Consider the following 25,764-nt stretch of genomic DNA (forward strand, 5'->3'; position numbering starts at 1 on the left):
TATGTTTATCGTAGATTCCCATTGCCATTTAGATGCATTGGATTATGTAAATTTACACAAAGATATTGCTGATGTAGTGACTAAAGCCAATGCACGGGATGTGAAGCATTTACTCGCCATTGGCGTAACATTAAGCCGTTTTGAAAAAGCTTACCCTGAGTTAGCGAAATTCTCAAATGTGTCTTTAGCTTGCGGCGTGCATCCACTAGATCTTGAAGAAGAACCTTACGATGGCGAGCGTTTATTATGTTTATCCCAAGATAAAAAAGTGATCGCAATTGGCGAAATTGGTTTGGATTATTATTACAGTGCAGATAATAAGGCATTGCAGCAAACGGTTTTTGCGGATCAAATCAGAATTGCTAATGAAGTGGATAAACCCGTGATTATTCATACTCGTTCAGCACCAGAAGATACCATTGCCATGTTGCGTGAGCACCAGGCAGAAAAGTGCGGTGGATTAATTCATTGTTTTACAGAAACCTTGGACTTTGCGAAAAAGGCACTTGATTTAGGTTTTTATATTTCTTGTTCAGGCATTATAACCTTTAAAAATGCGGAAAGTATTCGCGAAGCCATTCGTTATGTACCGGCAGATCGTTTGTTAGTTGAAACGGATTCGCCTTACTTAGCACCCGTGCCTTATCGTGGTAAAGAGAACCAGCCTGCCTATACGCGAGAGGTGTGTGAATATGTGGCAGCGTTAAAAGGGCTGTCTATGGAAGAATTTGCACAAATTAGTACACAAAACTTCGAGCGTTTATTTAAAATTAATGTACAATAAATCATCGATTTAAATGAGGGAGTTTTATGCGTAAGTTTTTTAAGTACTTTTTATTTTTAGTAGTCTTTGTTTTCCACGGCTTTATGTTCGCGGTGGTAGACTACGTTTTCCCACACTATGATGTAACGCGAGTAACCGGTGTGGAAGTGAAACGTGTGGATAAAGATGGCCCGATTACAAAATCGAATCCGGCTGATGGTCCAACGCGCGATGTGTATTTTATCAATACACAAAATGATGATGGCAAAATCATGGTGTATCGTAATGAAGATACCCGTTGGGGTTTTCCATTCTACTTTAAATTTGGTTCAGCGAACTTACAGGCTCAAGTTCAAGCCTTGGGTAATGAAAACAAATTAGTGCAAATCAAGTATTACGGTTGGCGGATGACGATGTTCGATGAATATCGCAATGCCGTTGCAGTGAAAGAAATCAGTGGCGATGTGACACCAAGCCATCCGATTTTATCTTGGGTATTCTATGCTTTCTTATTAGTTACTCTTTTCCTTTCTATCCAATTTGTACGTGGCTGGTTCGACAGCGAAAATTAGCGTTTCTCAAATATGGGGCGTCATAGAACGCCCTCACAATTTAATAATAACATTTCTAACCTAAAAACCAGCGGTAAATTGACCGCACTTTAAAACCAATAAAGAGAACATTATGAGTTTATCTGCAGCGATTTTTATTTTAATCGTATTAATTATTGTCAGTGCAATCTTGTCATCAGCTGAGATTTCTCTCGCGGGTGCAAGACGCATTAAACTACAAGCGTTGGCCAATGAAGGCAATATCAAAGCGGAGAAAGTTTTAAAATTACAGGAACAGCCAGGGCGTTTCATTACTGTAGTACAAATTGGACTTAATATGGTTGCCGTACTCGGTGGTGTGATTGGTGAAGCAACCATTAGTCTTCACTTACAGAGTTTTTTACATGAATACACTACGGCAGAATGGGTTGAGCCAGCCTCCTCTTGGATTGCTTTTTTCATGGTAACCACAACATTTGTTTTATTAGCCGATTTAATTCCGAAACGTCTCGCATTGATTAATCCTGAAGGTGTGGCTTTACGGACTATTGGCATTATGCAAGTCTTCATTTTCTTCTTAAAACCTATTGTATGGTTTTTTGATGGTCTTTCTAATATCTTCTTCCATTTAATGGGGATATCCACTAAGCGCGAAGATAATATGACTCCAGAAGACATTGTGGCGATTGTGGAGGCTGGTGCCGAAGCGGGCGTACTAAAAACACAAGAACATTATTTGATTGAAAACATCTTTGAAATGCAAGAGCGTACCGTGTCTTCAACCATGACGACTCGTGAAAACATCGTGTTTTTAGACCGCACTTTTACTCGTCAGGAAGTGTTGAATACCTTATCGGCTGACTCTCATTCTAAATTAGTGATCTGTGATAATGGTTTGGATAAGATCTTGGGTTATGTGGAATCACATACCTTATTAACACTCTATCTTCAACAAGAAGTGGTAGATTTAACGGATAGCCGTTTATTGCGTAAAGCGTTATTTATCCCAGATACGCTGTCGCTATACGAAGTATTGGAATTGTTTAAATCTACGGGTGAAGATTTTGCCATTATCGTCAATGAGTATGCCCTGGTCGTAGGCTTGATCACTTTAAACGATGTGATGAGTATTGTGATGGGCGAATTGGTTTCTAACGAAGAAGAACAAATTGTCAGCCGTGATGAAAACTCTTGGTTGATTGATGGTGCGACCCCTCTTGAAGATGTGATGCGCGTTTTGGATATTGAATCTTTCCCTGATTCAGAAAATTACGAGACTATTAGTGGCTTTATGATGTATATGTTACGCAAAATTCCGAAAAAAACCGATTTTGTCGTATACGATAAATATAAATTTGAAGTTATTGATACCGAAAACTTCAAAATTGATCAAATTTTAGTTTCGATTGTCAAAGACAGCGGTGTGAGCAAAGAATCAGCGTAGTGCTAGGCGTTTCCTTGCTTAATCCCCCATTCTAAGTATAATTAACGGCGGTTTTAACCGCCTATAAATAAGGAAAATTTAATGTTTAAAAAAATCTCGGTATTCTTTGTAGCAGTAATGCTTGCAGGTTGTTCTTCAATTTCAGATATGACCTCTTACATTCCGTTTATGGGTAAAGACAAAAAGGTCATTGATTTAGATAAAGATAAAATCGACCAAAAATCTTACGCGGCAGCTTATGAAGCCACTGTGGCAACCTATAAAGATCGTGTAACAAAAAATTTCTTTGTGGATAATTTTGCAAGTGGTGCAAATGACTGGTATCTCGGTCGTATTGTTGTGCCAATCAAACAAATTCAAGATAAACTCTACACAGGTGGCCATGATTCTGATGTGTATGCTTACTACAGTGGTGTGTTGCATGCAGAAGCATTACAAACCAACTTCAGCCGCTTAAGCGCAAATTGTTGGCAAAAAGTGGATTCGCCAAGTGTGACGCAAGGGATCTACGATGCAATGCGTGATTTGCAAAAAGGCAAAGAGCGCGGTGAAAATGACGCCTACATTTCCCAAGGCAGCGAAATGCTACTCAAAGCCTGTACCGGCCAATAATCAATTTGAGCTGTTGATGAGTGATCTCATCAGCAGCTTTTCTTTTTTTAAATCATCAATGTGAAGGAGCAAGAATGTTAGAACTTTCGGAAAGCAACATTCATTTAAATGCTACGGCAACAAATAAGCTGCAAGCTATTGAAATGGCTGCAAGTGCGTTAGAGCAAGCTGGCAATGTTGAACAAGGCTATTTGCAAGGCATGCTTGGACGTGAACAGCAAACCTCCACTTTTTTAGGCAATGGGATTGCAATTCCACACGGTACATTAGAAACCCGTTCAATGGTGAAAAAAACCGGTGTGCAAGTTTTCCAATTTCCACAAGGTATTGAGTGGGGTGAAGGCAATATTGCCTATGTTGTAATTGGTATTGCTGCCCGTTCTGATGAGCATCTTGCTTTACTTCGTCAATTAACGCATGTTTTAGGTGATGAAGACACCGCAGCACAGTTAGCGACATTAACAGATGTTGAAAAATTTCGTGTGATTTTGTTGGGTGAAAGTGATTCTTTTAGTATTACTGAAGAAACATTAAGTTTAGATATTGAAACACAAAGTTTGCTCACCCTTACCGCCATCAATGCAGGTAAATTACAACAGCAAAGTGCGGTTGAAAATAGCTTTGTTTCTGAAGTGGTATCCAATTCTGCTCTGCCACTAGGTAAAGGTTTATGGATTACAGATGCCGTATCAGGTAATGTGAAAAATGCGTTGGCATTCAGTCGTGCGAAAACCATTTTTAATCATAATGGTAAAGCGGTGAAAGGCGTATTGACGATTTCGGCGGTTAACGATCAAATTAATGAGACATTAGCGCGTTTATTGGATGATGAAGTCCAAAATATTTTATTAAGTGGTAATACGCAGCAAATTTTGACCGCACTTAATGGCGGTAAAGTGCCTGTTGCAGCTGCTGCTCAATCTGAAGGTCAAATCGCTACGGGTGCAGTGATTGGCACCTTTACTGTTCGTAATGAGCATGGCTTGCACGCTCGCCCAAGTGCGGTGCTCGTCAATGAAGTTAAAAAATTCACCTCCAAGATTACGGTACAAAATCTTACTCGAGAAACCGCACCAGTTAGTGCAAAAAGTTTAATGAAAATCGTGGCATTGGGTGTGACTCAAGGTCATCGCTTACGTTTTGTTGCGGAAGGTGATGATGCGAAACAAGCTATTGAAGCCTTAGGTAAGATCATTGCGAGTGGACTTGGCGAAACAGTATCTGCCATACCACCGGCTGAACCGGATACCATTGAAGTAAGCAGCGAGCATGCACCACAAATCCACGAAGAAAACACGGGTTTACCAGCCGATGCCATTGAAGCCGTATTTATGATTCGTAATGAACACGGTTTACATGCTCGTCCAAGTGCGGTGCTTGTTAATGAAGTGAAAAAATACAATGCATCTGTTGCGGTACAAAACTTAGATCGTGACACCCAATTAGTCAGTGCGAAAAGTCTGATGAAAATTGTGGCGCTTGGTGTCGTGAAAGGTCATCGCTTACGTTTTGTAGCGAGCGGCGAAGAAGCCCAACAAGCGATTGAGGGTATTGGTGCAGTCATTGAAAGTGGTTTAGGCGAAGGTCGGGGGTAAGTGATGGCAAAAGTAGCAACAATTACCTTAAACGCCGCTTATGATTTAGTTGGGCGTTTGCCGCGTATTGAAATCGGTGAAGTGAATACCGTTGAAACACTTGGTCTTTTCCCTGCTGGCAAAGGCATCAATGTCGCTAAAGTATTAAAAGATTTGGGCGTAGAGGTGGCCGTTGGTGGCTTCTTAGGGGAAGACAACGTGGGTGATTTCGAAACCCTATTTAAAAAACAAGGCTTAGAAGACAAATTCCATCGTGTTGCAGGCAAAACCCGTATTAATGTAAAAATTACGGAAACCGAAGCCGATGTGACAGACCTTAATTTCTTAGGTTATCAAATTACTCCAGAAGCTTGGCAGCAATTTACAGCAGATTCATTAGCGTATTGTCAAAACTTTGACATTGTTGCGGTTTGCGGCAGTTTACCGCGTGGTGTCAGTCCTGAATTATTTGCGGATTGGCTTAATCAGTTGCATCAAGCTGGTGTGAAAGTCGTATTAGATAGCAGTAATGCCGCACTCACGGCTGGTTTGAAAGCGCATCCTTGGTTGGTGAAACCGAATCATCGCGAATTAGAAGCGTGGATTGGTCATCCGTTAAATTCTCTTGATGAAATTATTGTTGCGGCAAAAAAACTTAAAGCCGAAGGCATTGCTAATGTGATTATTTCGATGGGAGCAAACGGTTCTTTATGGCTGAGTGATCAAGCTGTTATTCAAGCTCAACCACCTAAATGTGAAAACGTGGTGAGCACCGTAGGGGCTGGTGATTCTATGGTGGCAGGCTTAATTTACGGTATCGAAAAAGGCTTATCTCAAGCGGAAACCTTAGCATTTGCGAGTGCGGTTTCTGCCTTTGCCGTTTCGCAAAGTAATGTGGGCGTGAGCGATATCGACTTGCTTGAGCCAATTCTGGCGAATGTCAAAATTTCTGTGATTGAAGGATAATGTAATGAATTTGTTTTTAACTCAATCCCCGCAAATTGGTGCGGCAAAATCCTATTTACTTCGCCAAGCATTGAGCATGGCAGCGAAAAAAGCCAATCATACTGTGGTTGAGCAAGCCAAAGATGCGGATTTAGTGATTGTTTTCGGATCTACTTTGCCAAACTCTGCTGAACTTGTGGGCAAAAAAGTCTTTTTAGCCAATGAAGATGCGGCGATCGCTTCCCCTGAAGTCACGCTGACGAATGCACTCAATCAAGCAGTGGACTATGTTCAACCCGCTCAAAGTGCGGTTGGATTTGGTGGCGTTTCTGACGTCAAAAATATTGTCGCGGTTACAGCTTGCCCGACGGGTGTTGCGCATACCTTTATGTCTGCTGAAGCCATTGAAACCTATGCAAAAAAACAAGGTTGGCAGGTAAAAGTCGAAACCCGTGGCCAAGTGGGCGCAGGTAATGAAATTACCCCAGAAGAAGTCGCTGCGGCAGATTTAGTCTTTGTTGCGGCCGATATTGATGTGCCGTTAGATAAATTCCAAGGTAAACCGATGTATCGTACGTCGACGGGTTTAGCGTTAAAGAAAACCGCACAGGAATTTGATAAGGCATTCAAAGAAGCTAAAATTTATGAAGGCGGCGCAGCAAAATCTTCTGCTAAATCAGAAGAAAGCGGCGAGAAAAAAGGCGTCTATAAACATTTGATGACGGGTGTATCGCACATGTTGCCGTTGGTGGTTGCTGGTGGTTTGCTAATCGCGATTTCCTTTATGTTTGGTATCGAAGCCTTCAAAGATGAAACAATTTTTCATGGTATTCCAAAAGCCTTAATGGATATCGGCGGTGGCGCAGCATTCCATCTGATGATTGCAGTATTTGCCGGCTATGTGGCCTTTTCTATCGCAGACCGTCCGGGGCTTGCGGTAGGTCTTATTGGCGGTATGTTAGCCACCACAGCCGGTGCAGGGATTTTAGGTGGGATTATCGCCGGTTTCTTAGCGGGTTATGTGGTGAAAGGATTAAATGCAACCATTAAATTGCCGGCAAGTTTAACCTCCTTAAAACCGATTTTAATTCTCCCGCTCTTTGGTACCTTGATTGTTGGTCTTGCGATGATTTATGTGATTAACCCACCAGTTTCACAAATTATGACGACCTTAAGCGATTGGTTAAAATCCATGGGCGAGGTTAATGCGATGGTATTGGGTGCGATTATCGGTGTCATGATGTGTATTGATATGGGTGGTCCAGTAAACAAAGCAGCTTATACGTTCTCCGTGGGAATGTTAGCCTCTCAAGTTCATACCCCAATGGCTGCCGCTATGGCTGCCGGAATGGTGCCGCCAATTGGTATGGCAATTGCAACTTGGATTGCTCGCAGTAAATTTACCAGTAATCAACGTGATGCAGGTAAAGCTTCTTTTGTCTTAGGCTTATGCTTTATCTCTGAAGGGGCATTGCCGTTTGTGGCTGCCGATCCATTGCGTGTGATTATTAGCTCGGTTATCGGTGGAGCAACTGCTGGTGCGATTTCAATGGCATTAAATATTTCTCTGCAAGCACCACATGGTGGTTTATTTGTGATTCCGTTTGTTTCTGAGCCATTACTCTACTTAGGTGCAATCGCAACGGGAGCATTATTAACCGGTGTGGTTTACGCGGTGATTAAGCCGAAGGCGACAGAATAATCGATTCTTTGATTAAAAAGTGCGGTAATTTTTAACCGCACTTTTCATTTATCAGGTATAATTACAATGATTTAGGGAGAAATTATGGATAAATACAATAAACTCCGCATTGAATGGGATTGTCGTCGAGGTATGCTTGAGCTGGATAAAATCATCATGCCTTTTTATAAAGCGCATTTTGACCAACTGACTAACGACAAAAAAGATATTTTTATTCGTTTACTTGCCGCCACGGATTTACAACTTTTTTCGTGGTTTTTTAATGGCAGTCAATCAGACGATGCCGAAGTGCAAGCGATGGTTGAATATATCCAAGATGTGCAGAAAACGAATGTCCGTTAATTTTTTTGAAATTTTTTATACATAAGGAACTTTTCAATTTTAACTCTGTCAGATAAAGCAACAATAGCTTGCTGTCTTGAATATATGAAGGCGTGTTAGACGTAGCATAGGAGATATATGGCTGAACAGCTAACAGATCAGGCTTTGGTAGAAAGAGTGCAGCAAGGCGATAAAAAAGCCTTTAATTTATTGGTTTCTCGTTATCAAAATAAAGTAGCCGGACTTTTAACCCGCTACATTTCTCATAACGACATTCCCGATGTTGTACAAGAATCCTTTATTAAGGCCTATCGTTCCATTGAATCCTTTCGGGGTGATAGTGCATTCTACACTTGGCTATATCGAATTGCCGTTAATACGGCAAAGAATTACTTAACGGCACAGGGGCGCCGTCCACCGAGCGAAGATATTTTGGCGGAAGATGCCGAAAGCTACGATGTGGGAACCCATCTACGTGATGTAGATACCCCTGAAAACGAAATGTTATCTAGCGAATTAGAAAAAGTGGTGTTTGATACCATTCACAGTTTGCCAGAAGATTTAAGAACCGCGATTACCTTGCGTGAGCTTGAAGGGTTAAGTTACGAAGAGATCGCAGAAATAATGGATTGCCCAGTAGGCACTGTACGTTCTCGCATTTTCCGTGCTCGGGAAGTGATTGAGAACAAAATACAACCGCTTATGCAACGTTAAAATAAAGTCGGAGTTTATAAAATGCAAAAAGAGTTACTTTCAGCCTATATGGATGGAGAAGAAGTCAGTGCCGAGTTGACGGAACAACTTTGTCAGGATAAAGATTCACAAGAATCTTGGGCGGCATATCACACCGTAAGAGCAGTTATGCGTAAAGAGTCACCAGTATTATTAGGTGCTGATTTTACCGCGAAAATGGCTGATTTAATTGAATTAGAAGAAGTAAAACACGTTGAGATTACTGTCTCTCAACCAACACCAGAAGAAGCTGACAGCTTACCATTCGTGCAAAAATTAAAAGCATTCTTTGCACCAATGACACAAATTGCGGTGGCTGCGGGGGTGTGTTTAGTGGCAGTAGTAGGTGTGCAATCATTTAATGCGAAAAGCACGTCGGTTACACCAGAAAACCCTGTTTTACAAACCTTACCATTTAACAGTTCAGTTCAAGAAGTAAGTTACAACGCTCCGACCAAAGATGTAGCCACTTCGGAACAGGTTGAACAAAAAAATCGCCGTATTGGTACGATGTTACAAAACTATGAATTACAGCGTCGTATGCATGCAGATAGCTTAAATGTGGGTAGCAACCAAGCGAAATAATTACAGCAATTAATCGATAATTCACCACCTTAGGCGTGGTGAATTTTTTTATGGATCAATTGATTTATTTATGAAAAAAACGTTTCTAAAATTAACCGCACTTTTAGGCTTATTCTTGTTGCCTTTCATGGCATTTGCAGAAGAGCCAATCCAGTCATTAAATAAAATGTCGCAAGCCATGCGAGATTTAAATTATGAGATTGCTTTTGTGCAAACGACACCAACGAATATGGACTCGTTCCGCTATCGCCATATTAAGCAAGGGCAAAAAGTGTATGCGCAGTTGGTGACATTAGATGGTGAACAGCAAGAAATCATCCAGCGCGGTAATTTAGTCAGCTATTTCCAGCCGGGTTCACGTGCTTTCACGATTAACAGTGGTGAGATTGTGGATGCGCTTCCGGCAGTGATTCGTACTGATTTTAGCAAGCTAAGTCAGAATTATGACTTTATTAAGCTTGGAAAAGACCGAATTGCAGGCCGATTCGTCGATACCATTCGAATTGTGCCAAAAGACGATTTTCGCTATCAATATCTCGTTTTCTTAGATGAAGAAAATGGTTTGTTATTGCGTGGCGATATGCTTGATCGAGAAGGCAAGTTACTTGATCAGTTCCGTGTGGTGACGTTATATATCGATGATCGTCTGCGTGGTTTAACGGATTACCTTAATAAGGTATCAGTGCCGCCACTTTTAAATGAAGGAAAGCAAGAATCATCGCTTTCAATCAATTGGAAAACTGATTGGTTACCACAAGGGTTTGATTTAATTCGCCAGAATCAAGATGTGATAGATGGTGAAGTGATTGAAAATGCGTTATTTAGTGATGGTCTTTTCACTTTTACACTTTATATCAATAAAGCTGATAGCACCGCTGCAAAAGAAAACACCTGGAGACAAGGGGCTTACACGATTTACAGTGAAGTCATAGGCGATAAAGAAATTACCTTTATCGGACAGCTTCCAATTGCTGCAGCGAAACGAATTGTACAAGGTGTAACATTCCTAAAATAATTCAGTAGCAGTGAGAAAGTTGCTATTTTGTTTCCCCTTGCTATACTTTCTTCACCTAATGGATTTTGATAGCTAAACCCCGTCCTGCGGGGTTTTGTTTTATCAAGTGCGGTCATTTTTTTAAGGTTTTTACGATGAATAATCCCCTTCCTCTTCTTGGCATTACAGGTTACAGCGGTAGTGGCAAAACCACATTGCTGGAAAAATTGCTTCCTCAATTAATTAAAAAAGGTCTACGTGTTTCAGTGATTAAACACAGCCATCACAACGCTCATGTGGACAAAGAAGGAAAAGACAGTTGGCGAATGAAAGAGGCGGGGTCTGCGCAAGTTATTATGGCTTGTGATACTCGCTGGGCATTGATGACAGAAACCCCTCAAGAACCAGTTTCATTAGCCTATTTAAGTCAACAATTTGATCGTCATTTAACGGATTTAATTTTGGTGGAAGGATTTAAACAAGAACCTATTCCAAAGATTTTGTTGCATCGACAAGAGATGACAAAACCGTTGCCGGAATTAGATGAAAACGTGTTGGCTTTAGCAATCGATTATTCGCTTGAAACTGACCGCACTTTATTAGATATTAATCACATTGAACAGATCGCTGAGTTTATTTATCAATGGTGGAAAAAGACACAGTAATAGAACGTCAGCATTATAAAGGGCTGGCTTGGGTGGCTTCCATGGCTTTGTTTATGCAAAGCTTGGATGCGACTATTTTAAATACTGCCTTACCCACCATCGCAACAGATCTACAAACCCCCGTCTTTGAAATGCAAATGGCGATTATCGCCTATTCTCTTGCCGTTGCTTTATTTATTCCTTTAACCGCTTGGGCGGCAGCTAAATTTGGTACGCTTACTGTTTTCCGTTCAGCTGTTTTTACCTTTGTATTCGGTTCAGTCGCTTGTGCGATGGCAACGTCTCTCGAGACTCTTGTGCTTGCACGGATTCTCCAGGGTATTGGCGGGGCATTTATGATGCCTGTCGCTCGCCTTGCGATTATTCAAACGGTACCGAAAAATCAATTAATTAATGCCTGGAATTTAATGGCGACAGCAGGACTCATCGGCCCGATTCTTGGCCCGATTTTAGGTGGTTGGCTTGTGGTGCATACGTCATGGCATTGGATTTTCTTAATCAATATTCCGATTGGCATGTTAGGCTTTTGGGCGGCGGCTAAAGTGATGGGAAATCATAAGGGTAATGCGAATAAGTTAGACTGGACAGGCTTTTTACTCTTTGCATTTGGTTTAGTCGGTTTAACGCTAGGGCTTGATTTACTGGGCGAAAGTCGCCGTGACAATATGACTACATATAGTGCATTGTCGATTGGTATTGCATTATTAGTGGCCTATTATTTTTATGCAAAAGGTAATGAACGCGCCATTTTACCGTTATCTCTTTTCAATACGAGAACATTCCGATTAGGCATTGCAGCCAATATCTTTATTCGTCTTTCCGGTTCGGCTGTGCCATTCTTATTGCCATTAATGTTCCAACTTTCTTTTGGCTGTTCAGCTGAAGAGTCAGGCTGGTTGCTTGCACCCATTGCGCTAATGTCTGTCGTATTTAAACGTTTTATTGGTCATATCTTAAATATCTTAGGTTATAAAACCACGTTAATTTTATCGTCACTTTTAATGGCAGGTTCAACGGTTTCTATGTCATGGCTTGATACCTCATCATCAACGACATGGATTATATGTAATCTGATGTGGTACGGTGCCTGTATGTCGATGATTTTTACCTCAATTAATACGCTTACCGTTGGTGACCTATCACAGGCTCAAAGCGGTGTAGGCTCAACGGTGCTGAGTATTGTACAACAAGTGGGGATCGGATTTGGTATCGCTGTGGCATCTATTATTTTAACGTTATATCGTCAATTTATTGGTAATGAAGATGAAGCGTTACAACATGCTTTCAGTTATACATTTCTGACCACGTCTGTTTTTGCCATCGCACTAGTTTGGATATTGAGTTATTTACGCAAAACAGATGGAGATCATTTGCGGAAAAAACGCTGATATTGAATGCCTTAGTTTAATTTGTTATAAGAAAGATCTTTTTCTTATTTCGTAAAAGTTTGATTTGCTTATATCTTAGGTAAAATTTTATATTTATGTTTGTGTGTTACACCCGATTAAAGAAGGAAAACTTATGAAATTAAAAGCGACCTTAACTCTTATTGCAGCCAGTTTGTTTTTAGCAGCTTGTGATCAATCTGGTTCTGCGGCAAAAGAAAATGCAAAAGCAGAAACAGCAAAACCTTCAGGCAATAACACCTTTGTGTACTGTACGGCAAAAGCACCACTTGGCTTTAGCCCGGCATTGGTAATGGAAGGCACATCTTACAATGCGAGTTCACAACAAGTGTATAACCGTTTGGTTGAATTCAAAAAAGGTTCAACTGACCTTGAGCCAGCATTGGCTGAAAGCTGGGAGATCAGTGATGATGGTTTAACTTATACGTTCCATTTGCGTAAAGGGGTGAAATTCCATACGACAAAAGAATTTACGCCAACACGTGATTTTAATGCGGATGATGTGATCTTTTCTTTCCAACGTCAGTTAGATCCTAACCACCCTTATCACAACGTATCGAAAGGGACTTATCCGTATTTCAAAGCGATGAAATTCCCAGATTTATTAAAATCAGTTGAGAAAGTGGATGACAACACCGTTCGTATTACTTTGAATAAAAAAGATGCGACTTTCTTAGCAAGCTTGGGTATGGACTTTATCTCTATTTATTCCGCTGAATATGCAGATGCGATGTTGAAAGCGGGTAAACCAGAAACAATCGATAACAAACCGGTTGGGACAGGTCCGTTTATTTTTGTGGATTACAAAACTGACCAAGCGGCACAATATGTAGCAAATGAAACCTATTGGAAAGGTCGTACACCGCTTGACCGTTTAGTCATCAGCATTGTGCCAGATGCGACCACGCGTTATGCGAAGTTACAAGCGGGTTCTTGTGATTTAATTCTCTTCCCGAACGTGGCGGATTTAGCCAAAATGAAGACTGATCCAAAAGTACAGCTTTTGGAACAAAAAGGTTTGAACGTGGCATATATCGCATTCAATACGGAAAAAGCACCGTTTGATAACGTGAAAGTGCGTCAAGCATTAAACTATGCTGTAGATAAAAAAGCCATTATTGAAGCGGTTTATCAAGGTGCAGGTACTGCAGCGAAAAACCCATTACCACCAACAATTTGGAGTTATAACGACGAAATCCAAGATTATCCGTATGATCCAGAGAAAGCGAAACAGCTTTTAGCGGAAGCAGGTTATCCAAACGGTTTTGAAACGGACTTCTGGATTCAACCAGTGGTGCGTGCGTCTAACCCAAATCCAAAACGTATGGCTGAACTTGTGATGGCTGACTGGGCAAAAGTTGGTGTAAAAGCAAATCCAGTAACGTTTGAATGGGCAGACTATCAAAAACGTGCTAAAGCAGGTGAATTAACGGCAGGTATCTTCGGTTGGTCAGGCGATAACGGTGATCCAGATAACTTCCTTTCTCCATTACTTGCAAGTGCTAACGCGGGCAACTCAAACTTTGCTCGTTTCAAAAATGCAGAATTTGATGCCTTATTAGATAAAGCGATTGGTTTAACTAATAAAGATGAACGTGCAGCGCTTTATAAACAAGCACAAGTGATTTTCCATGATCAAGCACCATGGATTCCAGTTGCACACTCTGTTGGTTTCGCACCACTTAGCCCTCGCGTAAAAGGCTACGTACAAAGCCCATTTGGCTACGATGCGTTTTATGGCGTGAGTGTTGATGGTAAATAATTAACGGACTATACTAGCCCTTGCAGTTGCAAGGGCTTTTTGTTTTCAAGCAAAAGGAGAAAGAAAATGGACTTACATGATATTCGTGAGGATTATTGCAAACAGGCGCTTTCTCAGCATGATTGCGATCCCAATCCAATAAAACAATTTGAAAAATGGCTCAACGAGGCCATTACCGCCAAAGTAAATGAGCCAACAGGTGTTAATGTTGCGACGGTCAATGAAGATGGTCGACCAACAAGCCGTATGGTGCTGTTAAAAGAAGTGAACGAACAAGGTTTTGTCTTTTTCACGAACTATCACAGCCGAAAAGGCCGCGCCATAGAACATAATCCTTTCGTCGCCCTGACATTCTTTTGGCCTGAATTAGAACGTTCTGTTCGTATTGAGGGCAAAGCCGAAAAAATCTCGCCTGAACAATCAGATGAATATTTTGCGACTCGACCTTACACCAGCCGAATTGGCGCTTGGGCCAGTGAGCAAAGTGCGGTCATTTCTAGCCACAAATCTTTATTAGCGAAAGCGGCACTGATTGCAGCAAAACACCCATTAAATGTCCCACGACCACCATATTGGGGCGGTTATCTTGTGATTCCTGATCGCATTGAATTCTGGCAAGGTCGCCCAAGTCGCTTACATGACCGAATTTGTTATTTATTCAATGAGGGGAAATGGGAAAGAGAGCGGTTATCGCCGTAAACAACAAACACTCTAAAAAACAACCGCACTCTTTGTAAGTGCGGTTGGATATTAAAGATATTTAGATACCAATTCTATAGCTTGCTTTTCTAATTCTGGAAACAATATTTGAGTACTAACTCCGAATAATTCAAGTTCTTTTAGAATATTTTGTTTATTTCTTACTATAAATTTTTGTTTTTTTGTTTTTCTGAACCATTCTTCAGGGATTGGGGGATGAGATAATTTATCTTCATTCATTCCATATAACAAAAAACACCCTTGCTGCCTTGTAATTCTTGCATTATTTAATTTTGCTTTGACACAAAGAATTCGATTCAAATCTTCACTATTAATGATTGGTTGAAAACTTGGTTTGTCTGCTCTAATATCATGAATTAATGCTACGATTTCTTTTTGTTCATTAAAAGAATGCAAGAAGGCATTTTGACCAGCCTCAGGGAACCCAGAAGCAATTAGATTTTTATAGTCGTTTTTAGTCATATTAAATAACTTCCCGAGACCAGATTCTTCAAAATTATTAATATTTTTATCATTAAAATTACTTGCAATATATGAAAGTTCTTTTAGTTGTTTATGTATTGATGCGTTTCTTATACACTTTGTGATATTGAAATCATTAGATTGTACGCTAATTGCAGTTAATACTGATACAGTGTCGCTATCTGAATATTTAATATGTTCATTTGGAATGTCTAATATAATTAATTCACCATCTTTATGATGATGTGATTTTTCTACACAGGAAAAATATAATGCAACTAATGCATTACTAGTCAAATCAAGCAATCTTGTTTTGCAACCATAGTGTTGTAATTTAACTAATTTCTCGAAAAGAGTATCATTTGGAGAAAAATCATCTGGACAGTTTGTTAATAAGTCCTTGATGATTCTATGTTCATTTTCTATGAGTTTTTTATTGCGAAATATACTTGGCTCGATAATCCAATTTTTATCTGCTTGACCTCTGAAGAACCTAGTCTTACCAACATCAGGGATTCCTAGTTTATTAAGTATTTTTATCAGGTCACTCACATTACTAATGATATGTTCTATCATATTTATCCTTTATTAAAGAACTTTTTAGTGATAATAAATAAACCGCACTTTTATTGACCAGTCAAAGTGCGGTTTATTTTTACATTATTTTTTATTTACCGATGATTTCGGCTAAATCAACTTTGCGGTTTTCGTAACGAGAACGAGTACATGCATCGGCAGTGGCGATAGCAGCACGAGCAGCTTCACCGGTGAGTAATTTTACAAATTCCTCTGTTGGTTCCATTCCATGAAGAATATCGTTTAAATAACGCATTTCTTTTTTCATGATAGAACTTAACCAGAGCGGTGTGCGTTTACCCGGTTTACCGTATTGAATCGCACCGTCCATTTCTGTGCTGTTGTAAATACGGGTACGGTCATCATCTTCTTCTTGGGTTTCGTGAATGAGGAAATAGGTGTCTTTTCCATCCACACGAAGGGTACCTTTGGTATTGTACATATCAAGTTTGATCGCGCCTTTTTCCCCTTGAATTAATACATAATGCTCACCCCAACGGAAAGCGGAACCCCATTCTAGAACTGCGAAGCGATTATCATCATATTCCATGGTGACAAAAATCATATCGTCTTCATCACCAAATTTTTCGCCTTTGTGTGCAACATTGGCGGCTGCCATGGTAACGGTTTTTGGCATGCCACCCATAATGAATTGTACGCAGTCTAATTCGTGAATATGGTGGTATAAGTGACCGCCAGATTTTTCACGGATTTTTTTCCATGAAATGGTTGGTTGTTGTTCTTCCCAGCCATTACGTGCGGTGTGGCAATAAAGCACTTTACCGATCACGCCTTGATTGATTAATTCTTTGGCGTGGTGAACACCGTTAAAGAAGTTCATCACATGGCCAGCCATGAAGGTAACGCCATTTTCTTCGCAAGCGCGGACCATGTCGTCACAGTCTTGATAGCTTAAGGCAATAGGTTTTTCACAGAAAACATGTTTTTTGTTTTTCGCCGCAAGAATGACCGGTTCTTTGTGTAAGTAGTTTGGAGTGGCAACAATCACACAATCCACCTCAGGTGAAGTGACCAATTCTTCAAGAGATTTTGCCGCTACGCATTGTAATTCTTGAGCAATGGTTTCACCATTTTCAGGGTCATATACCATGGTAATCTGTGCATCATCAAATTCATTCATGAAGCGTGCTAGATCTGCACCAAAATAGCCAACGCCAACAACACCATATCGCATCATAATAAACTCCTTATTTTTTCACTGAGATTTGTTTTTCCGTTACCATGGATTGTTTCGCTGCTTCTGCAACTTCGATGGCTTCAGTTAAACATAGACTTAATGGGCTGGTTTTTCCTTGCGTTAAGTGCTCTACCACGCTTTGTACTTCGATTTCAGCCGCTCGGCTTAACCAAAGTTGGCAAGGTGCGTGGGTGACATTATATTGCTGTGTGCCTTTGGCACTTTCACGTAAAGATAAATCAGCCTCAAATTCATCAAATAAATCAACGTGTTCTATTTTTCCATCTAGATAATTAAATGTGACACTTGAGGTAAAGAAATTAACTTCGATCACACCATGTTCACCATGAATTTGAATGCCCCATTGGTGTAATCGATAAGCCGTGCCCATTTCGAGCGAACCTAACACGCCATTTTCAAAACGTAGTAACAGTTGCAACACATCACGACTATCTGGTGTATCGTGATGCGCTTGGTTAGCCGCTTGAGCAAAGACCGCCTCAATATCGCCTAGTAACCAACAGAGTAAATCCAGTTCATGAATGAGGTGGAAAAGCTCGCCGCCCGTAAGATTGGCATCTAATTTCCACCATTCTTTGTTTGGCAGATTTTCAATCCAACGCTGACGCATAGCTCGTGCGACCGTAATTCTGCCTAATTTCCCTTGTTCTAAAGCCACTTTGACTTTCAACATGCCTGGTAACGTACGTTCTAGATGACCCACAAAAATGAATTTGCCTTTTTCTTCGGCAAGACGGCGTAAATGTTGGCCTTGGGAAGAACTTAAGGTAAAAGGTGTTTCAATAAAGACATGACAGCTGGCATTTAACGCCAAAATAGCCGGAGAATAATGAGCATAGTTTGGTGTGGCGATGACCACTAAATCAGGTTTGGTTTCAGCTAACATTTCTTCCACACTAAAAAAGGCTTGGCTGCCGTATTGATCTGCAAGTTTTTGTGCAAGAGAAGGGTTGATATCGGTCACCGCAATTAAGTTTGCTTGGGCTTTATCAAATGCTGAAGCCAACTGAACGCCAAAAAAGCCGCAGCCGATTAAGGCAATGTTTAATCCATTAGTTTGCATCATGCCCTCCTTGTTGTAAGCGTTGGCGAATACTTTGGAAATATTGCAAGATCGCGCGTTGCATCCGTACCAAATCATGTGCTTCTACCGCATCAATTAATTCACGGTGTTGTATGGCTAATTTTTCAGGCGAAAGTATTGGTGGCGGTAAGCCTTTTTCTACTTGCTGATAAATTTGCCAAAACGCATCTAAATATTGAATCAGTAACGGGTTATTTAATGGCTCATAAAGTTTTAAATGAATGTGGTATTCATCTTTAGGTGAAAATTTTTGCTCACGGGCATTTTTTTCCATATTGGCCACTGATTTTTGCAAAAGTGCGGTCTGTTCTTGGCTAATTTTTCCCAACACCATAGGGGCAAAACCGTATTCCAAAATTTCCCGAATATCCAAAATATTAATCAGCTGATTATGATCATTATGCAAATTCAGTTGAGTGTGAAAACCTAGTCCGCGAATCATTGGTACAAGAGAGGATTCACTCACAAAGGTGCCGACGCCATGGCGAATATCTAAAATATGTAGCGCCTCTAAAGATTTAATGGCTTCACGCAAACTGGAACGGCTCACTCCGAGCTGTTCAATCAGCTCATTTTCTGTTGGCATCAAATCGCCAGATTTAAGATTTTGTTTAATGATGAGCGATTTGATTTTATCCTGCAAAACGAGACTTGCTTCTTTTTTACTTGTTTTTTTCATTTCTGTTCTCATTTCTAATCTATTTTCTGAATTTGTGATCCAGCTCTCATTCTCTCTAATTGACATAAGACATCATACGTCTTATCTTTATTTATGCAAGCAGAAATTAGCAGTGATTTTAAATTCTGTGATCTATACCACAAAATTCTCAAATACAAGGAAGGGAGGTTGTTATGGCAACATCATTACCATGGTATAAAGAAGTCAGTCCTACGCAAAAGAAAGCGTTATTTGCGGCTTGGTTAGGTTATGTTTTTGATGGCTTCGATTATATGCTTATCACTTATGTGCTTTTGGATATTCAAAAGGAATTCGCCATGAGCACAACGGAAACATCCACATTATTACTTGCAGCGTTCGTCGCACGTCCATTAGGTGGGGCGATTTTTGGTAGTTTTGCCGATAAATATGGTCGTCGTTTGGCGATGATTGTTTCCATTATTACGTATTCCGTTGGCACATTCTTGTGCGGTTTATCCACCAGTTATATTTGGCTTTTCATCTTCCGTATGATTATCGGTATGGGGATGGCGGGTGAATATGCTTGTTCTTCCTCTTATGCCATTGAAAGCTGGCCAAAACATTTGCGTACAAAAGCCAGTGCATTTTTAGTGAGTGGCTTTTCTATCGGTAATATTCTTGCTTCTCAAGTGATTCCTTGGGTTGCACAAGCTTATGGCTGGCGTATGGCTTTCTTCATTGGTTTAGCACCAGTCGCTTTAGTACTCTATGTTCGTCGACATGCCCCTGAAAGTGAAGAATGGGCTCAAGCGAAAGCAGCGGGTAAAGTGAATAAAGTTCCACTTACTGACCTATTCACTAAAAAACAATTACCAATCACCTTAATTATTTTCTTAGTTTGTTATTCAATTTTCTCCGTAAACTGGCCAGTAGTGGGCTTACTTCCACTTTACCTCAAAGAAAACGGTTATGCTGAAAATGTGAAATCACTGATGTTCTGGGCAGGCTTTGGTATCCTCATCGGTACCTTAATTGCTGGCTTTATCGGGGATAAATTGGGTGAGAAGAAAACCTTTGTATATAGCTTATTGTTATCACTTTTCTTCCTCTTCCCAGTATTCTATTTGCCAGAAAATAATGTATTAGCACTTGGTGCGTTGCTCTTCTTCTTACTTGCAACAAACTTAGGGATTGCCGGTTTAGTGCCAAAATATATGGCGACTTTCTTCCCGGCTGAAATGCGAAGCACAGGTATCGGTTTCATCTATAACTTCGCTGCGATCGGTGGTGGGGTGTCTCCTGTGATTGCCGCTGCACTTAGCGAAAGAGTGGGACTTGGTTCAGCCCTTGTGTATGTCACCTTATTCTGGACAATTGTCCTTGTTGCTCTCGTTGGATTAAGATTGCCAGAACGTATTCAAGCTCGTATGCAACAATAAAAAACGAAAGCAAAACAGACCGCACTTTTAGGTGCGGTTTGTTGTTTATACAAAAATAGTTTGAAGCGTGTCACAAATTTGTTAAAAATATGTTTCAATTTTTTCGGTTAAATGCTAATTAATAATCTCCCCTATCGTTTTGTAGGAGATTTATATGCAAACTCAACAAACCTTTCTCTCTAAATATAAAAGTCTCATCATTCTTGCCCTAGACTTTGTCTTCATGTTGGTGTTAATCAAAATATTGCCATTTTCTGCTCAAGAGAATCGCGGATTAGCCTTGCTGATTTTCATTGGCATTTTATGGTTAACGGAAGCCTTTAATATTACCGTGACATCCCTTATGGTGCCCGTTGTGGCCATAGGATTAGGCTTGATTAATACGCAAAAAGCCCTTGCCCCATTCTCCACGCCAATTATTTATATGTTCTTTGGGGGATTTGTGGTGGCTGCGGTGTTACAAATTCAGAATCTAGATAAGATTATTGCGAATTACATTATCCGTTTGGCCAAAGGAAACTTAAAACTTTCTATCACCTATCTGTTTACTGCAACCACATTCCTTTCCATGTGGATTAACAACACCGCTGTGGCAGCCATGATGTTACCGCTCACTATGGGGATGTTAAAAGGTATCAATGCGGAGAAAAACCATCGGTTGTATGCCTTTGTATTGCTAGGCATGGCATTTAGTGCCAGTATCGGTGGTATTGGTACATTAGTGGGAAGTGCGCCAAATGCGATTTTGGCATCTCAAATTCAGGTGACTTTCACTGAATGGCTAAGTTACGGTTTCCCAGTAATGATCTTACTTGTGCCTTCAATGATTTTTTCTTTATGGGTGATTTTACGTCCAGACTTTTCTGTGGATTTTAATCCATCACTTGAGAAAGTCAGCTTTAATCGAAAAAATATCATTACCTTAGTGATCTTTATCGGTATGGCGATTATGTTACTTTTCAGCTCTCTCTTAAACCCATGGATTACGGCTTTCCTTGAATTGCCGAAAAAAATTGAAAACTTTGATACCGTGATTGCACTATGCGTTGTGATCTTTATTTGTGTTTCAGGTGTCGCGAGTTGGAAAGAAATTCAAGAGCGTGTTGAATGGGGCGTGCTCGTTTTATTCGGTGGTGGTTTAACACTCAGTATCGTGATGAAAGATTCTGGTGCCAGTAAGATTATGGCGGATAGTATCGTTCAGTTTGTGCAAACCAAACCACTTTGGGTACTTTGCTTTGTGATGACGGCATTTATTATTTTCTTAACGGAATTTACATCGAATACCGCCAGTGCAGCGTTGATTATGCCAATTGTGATTTCAGTGGCACAATCTATGAATTTACCGCCTATCGCTTTAGCCGCAATTATCGCTTGTGGGGCAAGTTGTGCATTTATGTTGCCAATCGCTACACCGCCAAATGCTATTGTGTTTGCAACAGGCAATGTGAAACAACTTGATATGGCCAAAGTCGGCTTGATTCTCAATCTATTCTGTATCGCCATCATAGGCAGTATGACTTATTTTGTTTGGTTGTAAATGTGGTTAAAACTGACCGCACTTTATTAGCCTATAAAAGTAAACCGCACGTTAAAGTGCGGTTTATTGTTTATCTCGAAATAACCTCTTTTGTGAAGGCTTCCATTTCGGCTTTACGCCATGGTGTTGAGAAGAAAATGGTATCTTTCAAACCAGATTCACTATTTAGTGGACGAACACCGAATTCTTGGTTTAATTTCTGTTGTACTTCAGGTGAGGTAATCCAATGCACGAAAACAAGTGATGCGGCTGGGTTCGGCGCATTTTTTGCTACGGTTACAACATTACCACCACCAGGCATCCCAAATTTTGGTACATAGAATTTTAAACGGTCAGTAATTGCACCTTGTTTTTGCAAGCTGAACAAGTGATCTTGCCATGCGGAGACAATTACTAACTCACCATCGTTTAAACGGGTTAGACTATCAGCATTTGAAGCGGTACGGATTAGCGCATCTTTTTTACTGCTGAACCAATCCCAGGTTTTCTTCCAATTAGCAATCTGTGCTTCATCGATTTTATCGGTACGATAATCATAATCACCATTGATGTACACTAAAGCTCGTTGAATGAAGGCATTACCGGAGCTACCACCATTTGGATCTGAATAGCCGAATTTTTTTGGATTTTTATCAATATAGCTTTCCATGTCTGCCCAAGATTGTGGCAATTCCTCTTCTTTGATTCGCATAGGATCATAAGCTAGACCGGTTTGGTTTCCCCAATAACCTACTGCCATATCGCCCAATTCAACACCTTGTAAGTAGTGATTTAATTTATCGAAATTTGGTAAGTTATTGAGTTTTACAAGAATGTCATTTTTCGCTACGTTGCCTAAACGGTCAGCATTTAACACAACCACATCCATTTTGCCGGTTTCTAGATTTTTTTCAGCGATCAGTTTATTGATATTACCGTCCAAGGTGCCTTCAGGTACTTTGACTTTAATACCGTATTGATTTTCAAATTCTTTGACAAAATTACGGAATTGCGGCTGCAAATACCAAACGCTAACTGTCAATTTCCCTTCTTTTTTAGCGAGTTCTTCGATTTCACTCCAAGATTTATCACTTAAGTCTGTGGAAGCCGAGGCGAAAGTGCTGACAGCCAAGGCGGCAGCGGTAAGACCAATGGATAGAAGTTTACGGATATTTTTTTGCATAAGATGCTCCTTGTGAAAATTATGCTTTTCCTGTGGATTGAGAGAGATAATTCCCTTTCAACAATTTTTCGATAATCATCATCAAAATAATGTTTGGTACCAACAAAATAATCGATACAACGGCCGCATTCGGACGAATAAAAGAATAACCGAGGAAAGAATATAAAATGGTTGGCACGGTAATAAAGTCAGGTGAGCCGATAACGAAAGCGATAGCAAACTCTTCAATACTTTTCACTAAACAGAAAATAATTGATGCTAAAAAACTGGGTTTTAACATCGGCATATATACGTCTTTGAAAACGGTAAATTTAGATGCACCCAAGTCACGGCTAGCATCAATAAGGTCTTGCGGTACAGAAGAAAAGCCTGCGGATAAAATCCGAATAGCATAAGGTAACGTGAGTACAACATGCCCAATAACAATGCCGATGAATGGATTATTAATATTTAAATCCAATAACATACGGCTAAAGAATAGGGCAATAATCATGCCTGGAATAACCAATGGAATCAGTGTTAATAATTCTGCTAATTTTTTACCTCTAAACTCCATACGTCCAAATGCATAAGCTGTTGGGAGAGAGAGTAAAATAGTGATCAGAGAAACCGTAGGCGCAATGGTATAGCTATTAAACATTGCTTCAGGTAAAGAGGTGGTTTCCCAGACGATTTTCCAACGCTCAAAAGATAATGATTGAGGGAAAATATCTGGATAACTCCACGGTTTAGCGGGATCTACCAATGACCATAAACCAGCCATCAAAAATGGCAAGAACAACCAAATAAAATTAGCAAGAATAAAGAAAGTTAAGGAAATTCGTGCGATTAATCGACCATTTTTCGTTGTGATTTGTACGGAACTACTCATTTGACTTCTCCACGTTTGACGGCTAATGGTTTAATCAATAATGACACTAGGATGGAGAAGAAGGCAGAGGTCAACATAATAGTTAATGCCATGACCGCACTTTGATTCCACTCTTCAAATTCATAGGCGGACATTTGCATTAAACGTGCTAAAGAATAGGTACTACGAGGACCTGCAATACTATAAAAGGCGAAATCACCGAGTGCACCGATAAATATTAAAATAAAGGAAACTTGTACCGCACCTAAGGTTAGAGGGAATATCACATAACAAAAACGTTGCCAAGGACTCGAACCTAAATTAGCTGCCGCATCTAATAAATCAGTTTTCAGTGAATTGACCGCGCCACCAATAAGAATTAAAGCAAAGGGAATGTTTTTCCACATTTGTAAAATCACTACCCCCCAACCAAATTCATCATTTTGTAAGGTTTTCGGTTCGTCCCAAATGCCTAAATAAACAAATACCTCATTAAGAATGCCGTGGTAAGAGATCATATTGACGAACAAGAAGGCTGCAACTAATCCTGGTACCAACATAGGCGCCCGCAAGATAGTTATAATTGTTACCTTGGCTGGTAATTTTTTACGTAACCACATGGCAATGGGATAAGCCACGATGATGGATAAAATCGCCCCTAATAAAGACACTTTTACGGAATAAATAAACGAATTTTGGAATACTGGGCTATTTAATACGGCTTGCCAATACTCTAAACTAAATTGACTTTCTTCCCCGCCCATACTGTATAAACCAAGGCTTTGAGAGACGACAATGTAGAACGTGGACCCCATTAAAAATAGGATCGTACCTAAACCGCTACATAGCAATAACCATGCTTTTACATCATTTTTGAGACTTTTCATTTTACGGACTCCAAGAATTTAATCGCATAGCGGGGAACCGTAAAGGTGAGTTTATCGCTCAAATTCGGACATTTTGTTAGTTGCAGGCGTAATTTTTTCTCTTCATCATTACGTTTAATGACTCCTTGCACTTCCGTGATATTGCCCATAAAAGCGGTGTTGATGATATCTACTGTAATTTGGTTTTCCGCTTCCGTTTGTGCGTTTGGTAACAATTCAATGTCTTCCGGTCGAAAGCAAATATAAATTCGTTCTGATTCCGGTTTTTTCTCAGAAAATACGGTGAAATCGCCAAAAATAGAACTAACAGCATAAAGGTTATCGCCGATGTTTTTTACATTGGCTTCCGTGATATTGGCAATGCCAATAAAATCTGCCACAAAGCGGTTTTTAGGATGATGGTAAATATCTTGAGGAGAGCCAATTTGCTCAATAGCACCTTTATTTAACACAATAATTTTATCTGACATGGTCAGGGCTTCAGCCTGATCGTGAGTCACATAAATACTAGTCAAATTGTATTGTTTTGAGAGTTGCTTAATTTCAAAACGTACACTTTCGCGTAATTTGGCATCTAAGTTGGAAAGCGGTTCATCAAATAAAATTACATCTGGACGAGTGACCATGGCTCTGGCTAATGCGACACGTTGCTGTTGACCACCAGAAAGCTCATTGGGTAATTTCAATTTATGAAATTCTAAATCCATTTGTTTCAATGCAAGATTTAAACGCTGTTTTTGTTCTTCAATATCAATTTTACGTTGCTTTAAACCATAGCAAATATTGTGAGAAACGTTGAGGTGAGGGAAAAGGGCATAGGATTGGAAACACATGGCTGTATTGCGTTTTTCTGGAGGAACATTGTTAACATTTTTTCCTCCGATAAGGATTTCACCTTCATCTGCCACGTGAAATCCAGCGATTAATTTTAATAAGGAGGTTTTACCACAGCCGCTTGGTCCTAATAAGGTGACAAACTCGCCTTCTTCAGCGGTAAAAGTAATATTATTTGCTGCGTAAAAGTCACCAAATTTTTTTGTAATATTTTTTATTTCTAACTTTGCCATTTTTACATCCTCTATTTGGCTATACAACTATAGGGGTAACCATAAAAACACTTAGTTATTTT

The 25,764-nt window shown here is 40.0% G+C and carries 25 protein-coding genes; 17 read left to right on the forward strand and 8 right to left on the reverse strand.

Features of this window, described 5'->3' with window-relative positions; genetic code table 11:
• Nucleotide 1: 1 nt before the first annotated feature.
• The 15 genes from INP95_RS02755 to pdxH all read left to right on the forward strand — a co-directional run bounded on the left by INP95_RS02755 (nucleotide 2) and on the right by pdxH (nucleotide 14,755).
• Nucleotides 2–784: a YchF/TatD family DNA exonuclease gene (locus tag INP95_RS02755; RefSeq protein WP_197560855.1), complete on the forward strand. Its 783-nt coding sequence runs from the start codon at nucleotides 2–4 to the stop codon at nucleotides 782–784.
• A gap of 26 nt (nucleotides 785–810) precedes the next feature.
• A complete protein-coding gene (locus INP95_RS02760; RefSeq protein ID WP_049371396.1) occupies nucleotides 811–1,335 on the forward strand; it encodes a DUF1523 family protein in 525 nt (174 codons plus the stop codon).
• A 112-nt stretch (nucleotides 1,336–1,447) separates the two neighbouring features.
• Nucleotides 1,448–2,758: a polyamine export protein PaeA gene (gene paeA / locus INP95_RS02765; protein ID WP_197560856.1), complete on the forward strand. Its 1,311-nt coding sequence runs from the start codon at nucleotides 1,448–1,450 to the stop codon at nucleotides 2,756–2,758.
• A gap of 81 nt (nucleotides 2,759–2,839) precedes the next feature.
• Nucleotides 2,840–3,370, forward strand: a complete 531-nt coding sequence (locus tag INP95_RS02770) for an HI_0449 family lipoprotein (RefSeq protein ID WP_049365129.1) — start codon at nucleotides 2,840–2,842, stop codon at nucleotides 3,368–3,370.
• 74 nt (nucleotides 3,371–3,444) lie between these two features.
• Entirely contained in the window at nucleotides 3,445–4,965 is a 1,521-nt protein-coding gene (gene fruB / locus INP95_RS02775; RefSeq protein WP_197560857.1) for a fused PTS fructose transporter subunit IIA/HPr protein, read from the forward strand.
• Nucleotides 4,966–4,968: 3 nt separating this feature from the next.
• A complete protein-coding gene (gene fruK, locus INP95_RS02780) occupies nucleotides 4,969–5,910 on the forward strand; it encodes a 1-phosphofructokinase (RefSeq protein ID WP_197560858.1) in 942 nt (313 codons plus the stop codon).
• A 4-nt stretch (nucleotides 5,911–5,914) separates the two neighbouring features.
• The gene (locus INP95_RS02785) at nucleotides 5,915–7,591 is read left to right on the forward strand and encodes a fructose-specific PTS transporter subunit EIIC (protein ID WP_197560859.1); all 1,677 of its coding nucleotides are present in this window, start codon (nucleotides 5,915–5,917) and stop codon (nucleotides 7,589–7,591) included.
• Between the two features lie 84 nt (nucleotides 7,592–7,675).
• A complete protein-coding gene (locus INP95_RS02790; protein ID WP_197560860.1) occupies nucleotides 7,676–7,933 on the forward strand; it encodes an FAD assembly factor SdhE in 258 nt (85 codons plus the stop codon).
• Between the two features lie 117 nt (nucleotides 7,934–8,050).
• The gene (gene rpoE, locus INP95_RS02795; protein ID WP_014064431.1) at nucleotides 8,051–8,626 is read left to right on the forward strand and encodes an RNA polymerase sigma factor RpoE; all 576 of its coding nucleotides are present in this window, start codon (nucleotides 8,051–8,053) and stop codon (nucleotides 8,624–8,626) included.
• Nucleotides 8,627–8,647: 21 nt separating this feature from the next.
• A complete protein-coding gene (locus tag INP95_RS02800; RefSeq protein WP_049366672.1) occupies nucleotides 8,648–9,229 on the forward strand; it encodes a sigma-E factor negative regulatory protein in 582 nt (193 codons plus the stop codon).
• A gap of 70 nt (nucleotides 9,230–9,299) precedes the next feature.
• Nucleotides 9,300–10,244 (forward strand): sigma-E factor regulatory protein RseB, encoded by a 945-nt coding sequence (gene rseB / locus INP95_RS02805; RefSeq protein ID WP_197560861.1) that lies wholly within the window; start codon nucleotides 9,300–9,302, stop codon nucleotides 10,242–10,244.
• Nucleotides 10,245–10,378: 134 nt separating this feature from the next.
• Entirely contained in the window at nucleotides 10,379–10,888 is a 510-nt protein-coding gene (gene mobB / locus INP95_RS02810) for a molybdopterin-guanine dinucleotide biosynthesis protein MobB (RefSeq protein ID WP_197560862.1), read from the forward strand.
• A complete protein-coding gene (locus INP95_RS02815; protein ID WP_197560863.1) occupies nucleotides 10,867–12,276 on the forward strand; it encodes an MDR family MFS transporter in 1,410 nt (469 codons plus the stop codon). Before mobB ends, INP95_RS02815 begins: the two co-directional genes overlap by 22 nt.
• A 133-nt stretch (nucleotides 12,277–12,409) precedes the next feature.
• Nucleotides 12,410–14,056: an ABC transporter substrate-binding protein gene (locus INP95_RS02820; RefSeq protein ID WP_197560864.1), complete on the forward strand. Its 1,647-nt coding sequence runs from the start codon at nucleotides 12,410–12,412 to the stop codon at nucleotides 14,054–14,056.
• Between the two features lie 66 nt (nucleotides 14,057–14,122).
• Entirely contained in the window at nucleotides 14,123–14,755 is a 633-nt protein-coding gene (gene pdxH / locus INP95_RS02825) for a pyridoxamine 5'-phosphate oxidase (protein ID WP_197560865.1), read from the forward strand.
• Nucleotides 14,756–14,806: 51 nt separating this feature from the next.
• Here pdxH and INP95_RS02830 read toward each other — a convergent pair whose 3' ends face one another.
• The 4 genes from INP95_RS02830 to INP95_RS02845 all read right to left on the reverse strand — a co-directional run bounded on the left by INP95_RS02830 (nucleotide 14,807) and on the right by INP95_RS02845 (nucleotide 18,796).
• Nucleotides 14,807–15,814 (reverse strand): FRG domain-containing protein, encoded by a 1,008-nt coding sequence (locus INP95_RS02830; protein WP_197560866.1) that lies wholly within the window; start codon nucleotides 15,812–15,814, stop codon nucleotides 14,807–14,809.
• A 91-nt stretch (nucleotides 15,815–15,905) separates the two neighbouring features.
• Entirely contained in the window at nucleotides 15,906–17,012 is a 1,107-nt protein-coding gene (locus INP95_RS02835) for a Gfo/Idh/MocA family protein (protein ID WP_014064423.1), read from the reverse strand.
• Between the two features lie 10 nt (nucleotides 17,013–17,022).
• Nucleotides 17,023–18,096 (reverse strand): Gfo/Idh/MocA family protein, encoded by a 1,074-nt coding sequence (locus tag INP95_RS02840; RefSeq protein ID WP_197561029.1) that lies wholly within the window; start codon nucleotides 18,094–18,096, stop codon nucleotides 17,023–17,025.
• Nucleotides 18,086–18,796, reverse strand: a complete 711-nt coding sequence (locus INP95_RS02845) for a FadR/GntR family transcriptional regulator (protein ID WP_197560867.1) — start codon at nucleotides 18,794–18,796, stop codon at nucleotides 18,086–18,088. The genes INP95_RS02840 and INP95_RS02845 overlap by 11 nt, the downstream gene beginning before the upstream one ends.
• Before the next feature lie 173 nt (nucleotides 18,797–18,969).
• Here INP95_RS02845 and INP95_RS02850 point away from each other — a divergent pair, with 173 nt between their 5' ends.
• Entirely contained in the window at nucleotides 18,970–20,196 is a 1,227-nt protein-coding gene (locus tag INP95_RS02850) for an MFS transporter (protein WP_197560868.1), read from the forward strand.
• 154 nt (nucleotides 20,197–20,350) lie between these two features.
• Nucleotides 20,351–21,736 (forward strand): SLC13 family permease, encoded by a 1,386-nt coding sequence (locus INP95_RS02855; RefSeq protein ID WP_197560869.1) that lies wholly within the window; start codon nucleotides 20,351–20,353, stop codon nucleotides 21,734–21,736.
• Nucleotides 21,737–21,806: 70 nt separating this feature from the next.
• Here the strand turns inward: INP95_RS02855 and INP95_RS02860 are convergent, their stop codons facing one another.
• Genes INP95_RS02860 through INP95_RS02875 form a run of 4 tightly spaced genes read right to left on the reverse strand, consistent with a single transcriptional unit; the run spans nucleotide 21,807 to nucleotide 25,702 of the window.
• Complete coding sequence (locus INP95_RS02860) at nucleotides 21,807–22,898, reverse strand: extracellular solute-binding protein (protein ID WP_049373729.1); 1,092 nt, start codon at nucleotides 22,896–22,898, stop codon at nucleotides 21,807–21,809.
• 19 nt (nucleotides 22,899–22,917) lie between these two features.
• The gene (locus INP95_RS02865; protein ID WP_049369977.1) at nucleotides 22,918–23,769 is read right to left on the reverse strand and encodes an ABC transporter permease; all 852 of its coding nucleotides are present in this window, start codon (nucleotides 23,767–23,769) and stop codon (nucleotides 22,918–22,920) included.
• Complete coding sequence (locus tag INP95_RS02870; protein WP_049373727.1) at nucleotides 23,766–24,635, reverse strand: ABC transporter permease; 870 nt, start codon at nucleotides 24,633–24,635, stop codon at nucleotides 23,766–23,768. Before INP95_RS02870 ends, INP95_RS02865 begins: the two co-directional genes overlap by 4 nt.
• Complete coding sequence (locus tag INP95_RS02875) at nucleotides 24,632–25,702, reverse strand: ABC transporter ATP-binding protein (protein ID WP_197560870.1); 1,071 nt, start codon at nucleotides 25,700–25,702, stop codon at nucleotides 24,632–24,634. Before INP95_RS02875 ends, INP95_RS02870 begins: the two co-directional genes overlap by 4 nt.
• Between the last annotated feature and the right edge of the window lie 62 nt (nucleotides 25,703–25,764).

It is taken from the genome of Haemophilus parainfluenzae, from assembly GCF_014931375.1.
GTDB lineage: Bacteria > Pseudomonadota > Gammaproteobacteria > Enterobacterales > Pasteurellaceae > Haemophilus_D.

What these genes read in the sequence shown, in the direction of transcription:
- INP95_RS02835 (WP_014064423.1), bottom strand. Translation starts at nt 17,012, where the DNA reads ATGATGCGATATGGTGTTGTTGGCGTTGGCTATTTTGGTGCAGATCTA.
- paeA (WP_197560856.1), top strand. Translation starts at nt 1,448, where the DNA reads ATGAGTTTATCTGCAGCGATTTTTATTTTAATCGTATTAATTATTGTC.
- rpoE (WP_014064431.1), top strand. Translation starts at nt 8,051, where the DNA reads ATGGCTGAACAGCTAACAGATCAGGCTTTGGTAGAAAGAGTGCAGCAA.
- rseB (WP_197560861.1), top strand. Translation starts at nt 9,300, where the DNA reads ATGAAAAAAACGTTTCTAAAATTAACCGCACTTTTAGGCTTATTCTTG.
- INP95_RS02855 (WP_197560869.1), top strand. Translation starts at nt 20,351, where the DNA reads ATGCAAACTCAACAAACCTTTCTCTCTAAATATAAAAGTCTCATCATT.
- fruK (WP_197560858.1), top strand. Translation starts at nt 4,969, where the DNA reads ATGGCAAAAGTAGCAACAATTACCTTAAACGCCGCTTATGATTTAGTT.
- INP95_RS02755 (WP_197560855.1), top strand. Translation starts at nt 2, where the DNA reads ATGTTTATCGTAGATTCCCATTGCCATTTAGATGCATTGGATTATGTA.
- INP95_RS02850 (WP_197560868.1), top strand. Translation starts at nt 18,970, where the DNA reads ATGGCAACATCATTACCATGGTATAAAGAAGTCAGTCCTACGCAAAAG.
- INP95_RS02830 (WP_197560866.1), bottom strand. Translation starts at nt 15,814, where the DNA reads ATGATAGAACATATCATTAGTAATGTGAGTGACCTGATAAAAATACTT.
- INP95_RS02845 (WP_197560867.1), bottom strand. Translation starts at nt 18,796, where the DNA reads ATGAAAAAAACAAGTAAAAAAGAAGCAAGTCTCGTTTTGCAGGATAAA.
- mobB (WP_197560862.1), top strand. Translation starts at nt 10,379, where the DNA reads ATGAATAATCCCCTTCCTCTTCTTGGCATTACAGGTTACAGCGGTAGT.
- INP95_RS02870 (WP_049373727.1), bottom strand. Translation starts at nt 24,635, where the DNA reads ATGAAAAGTCTCAAAAATGATGTAAAAGCATGGTTATTGCTATGTAGC.
- fruB (WP_197560857.1), top strand. Translation starts at nt 3,445, where the DNA reads ATGTTAGAACTTTCGGAAAGCAACATTCATTTAAATGCTACGGCAACA.
- INP95_RS02860 (WP_049373729.1), bottom strand. Translation starts at nt 22,898, where the DNA reads ATGCAAAAAAATATCCGTAAACTTCTATCCATTGGTCTTACCGCTGCC.
- INP95_RS02760 (WP_049371396.1), top strand. Translation starts at nt 811, where the DNA reads ATGCGTAAGTTTTTTAAGTACTTTTTATTTTTAGTAGTCTTTGTTTTC.
- INP95_RS02820 (WP_197560864.1), top strand. Translation starts at nt 12,410, where the DNA reads ATGAAATTAAAAGCGACCTTAACTCTTATTGCAGCCAGTTTGTTTTTA.
- INP95_RS02785 (WP_197560859.1), top strand. Translation starts at nt 5,915, where the DNA reads ATGAATTTGTTTTTAACTCAATCCCCGCAAATTGGTGCGGCAAAATCC.
- INP95_RS02865 (WP_049369977.1), bottom strand. Translation starts at nt 23,769, where the DNA reads ATGAGTAGTTCCGTACAAATCACAACGAAAAATGGTCGATTAATCGCA.
- INP95_RS02840 (WP_197561029.1), bottom strand. Translation starts at nt 18,096, where the DNA reads ATGCAAACTAATGGATTAAACATTGCCTTAATCGGCTGCGGCTTTTTT.
- INP95_RS02770 (WP_049365129.1), top strand. Translation starts at nt 2,840, where the DNA reads ATGTTTAAAAAAATCTCGGTATTCTTTGTAGCAGTAATGCTTGCAGGT.
- INP95_RS02800 (WP_049366672.1), top strand. Translation starts at nt 8,648, where the DNA reads ATGCAAAAAGAGTTACTTTCAGCCTATATGGATGGAGAAGAAGTCAGT.
- INP95_RS02875 (WP_197560870.1), bottom strand. Translation starts at nt 25,702, where the DNA reads ATGGCAAAGTTAGAAATAAAAAATATTACAAAAAAATTTGGTGACTTT.
- INP95_RS02815 (WP_197560863.1), top strand. Translation starts at nt 10,867, where the DNA reads ATGGTGGAAAAAGACACAGTAATAGAACGTCAGCATTATAAAGGGCTG.
- INP95_RS02790 (WP_197560860.1), top strand. Translation starts at nt 7,676, where the DNA reads ATGGATAAATACAATAAACTCCGCATTGAATGGGATTGTCGTCGAGGT.
- pdxH (WP_197560865.1), top strand. Translation starts at nt 14,123, where the DNA reads ATGGACTTACATGATATTCGTGAGGATTATTGCAAACAGGCGCTTTCT.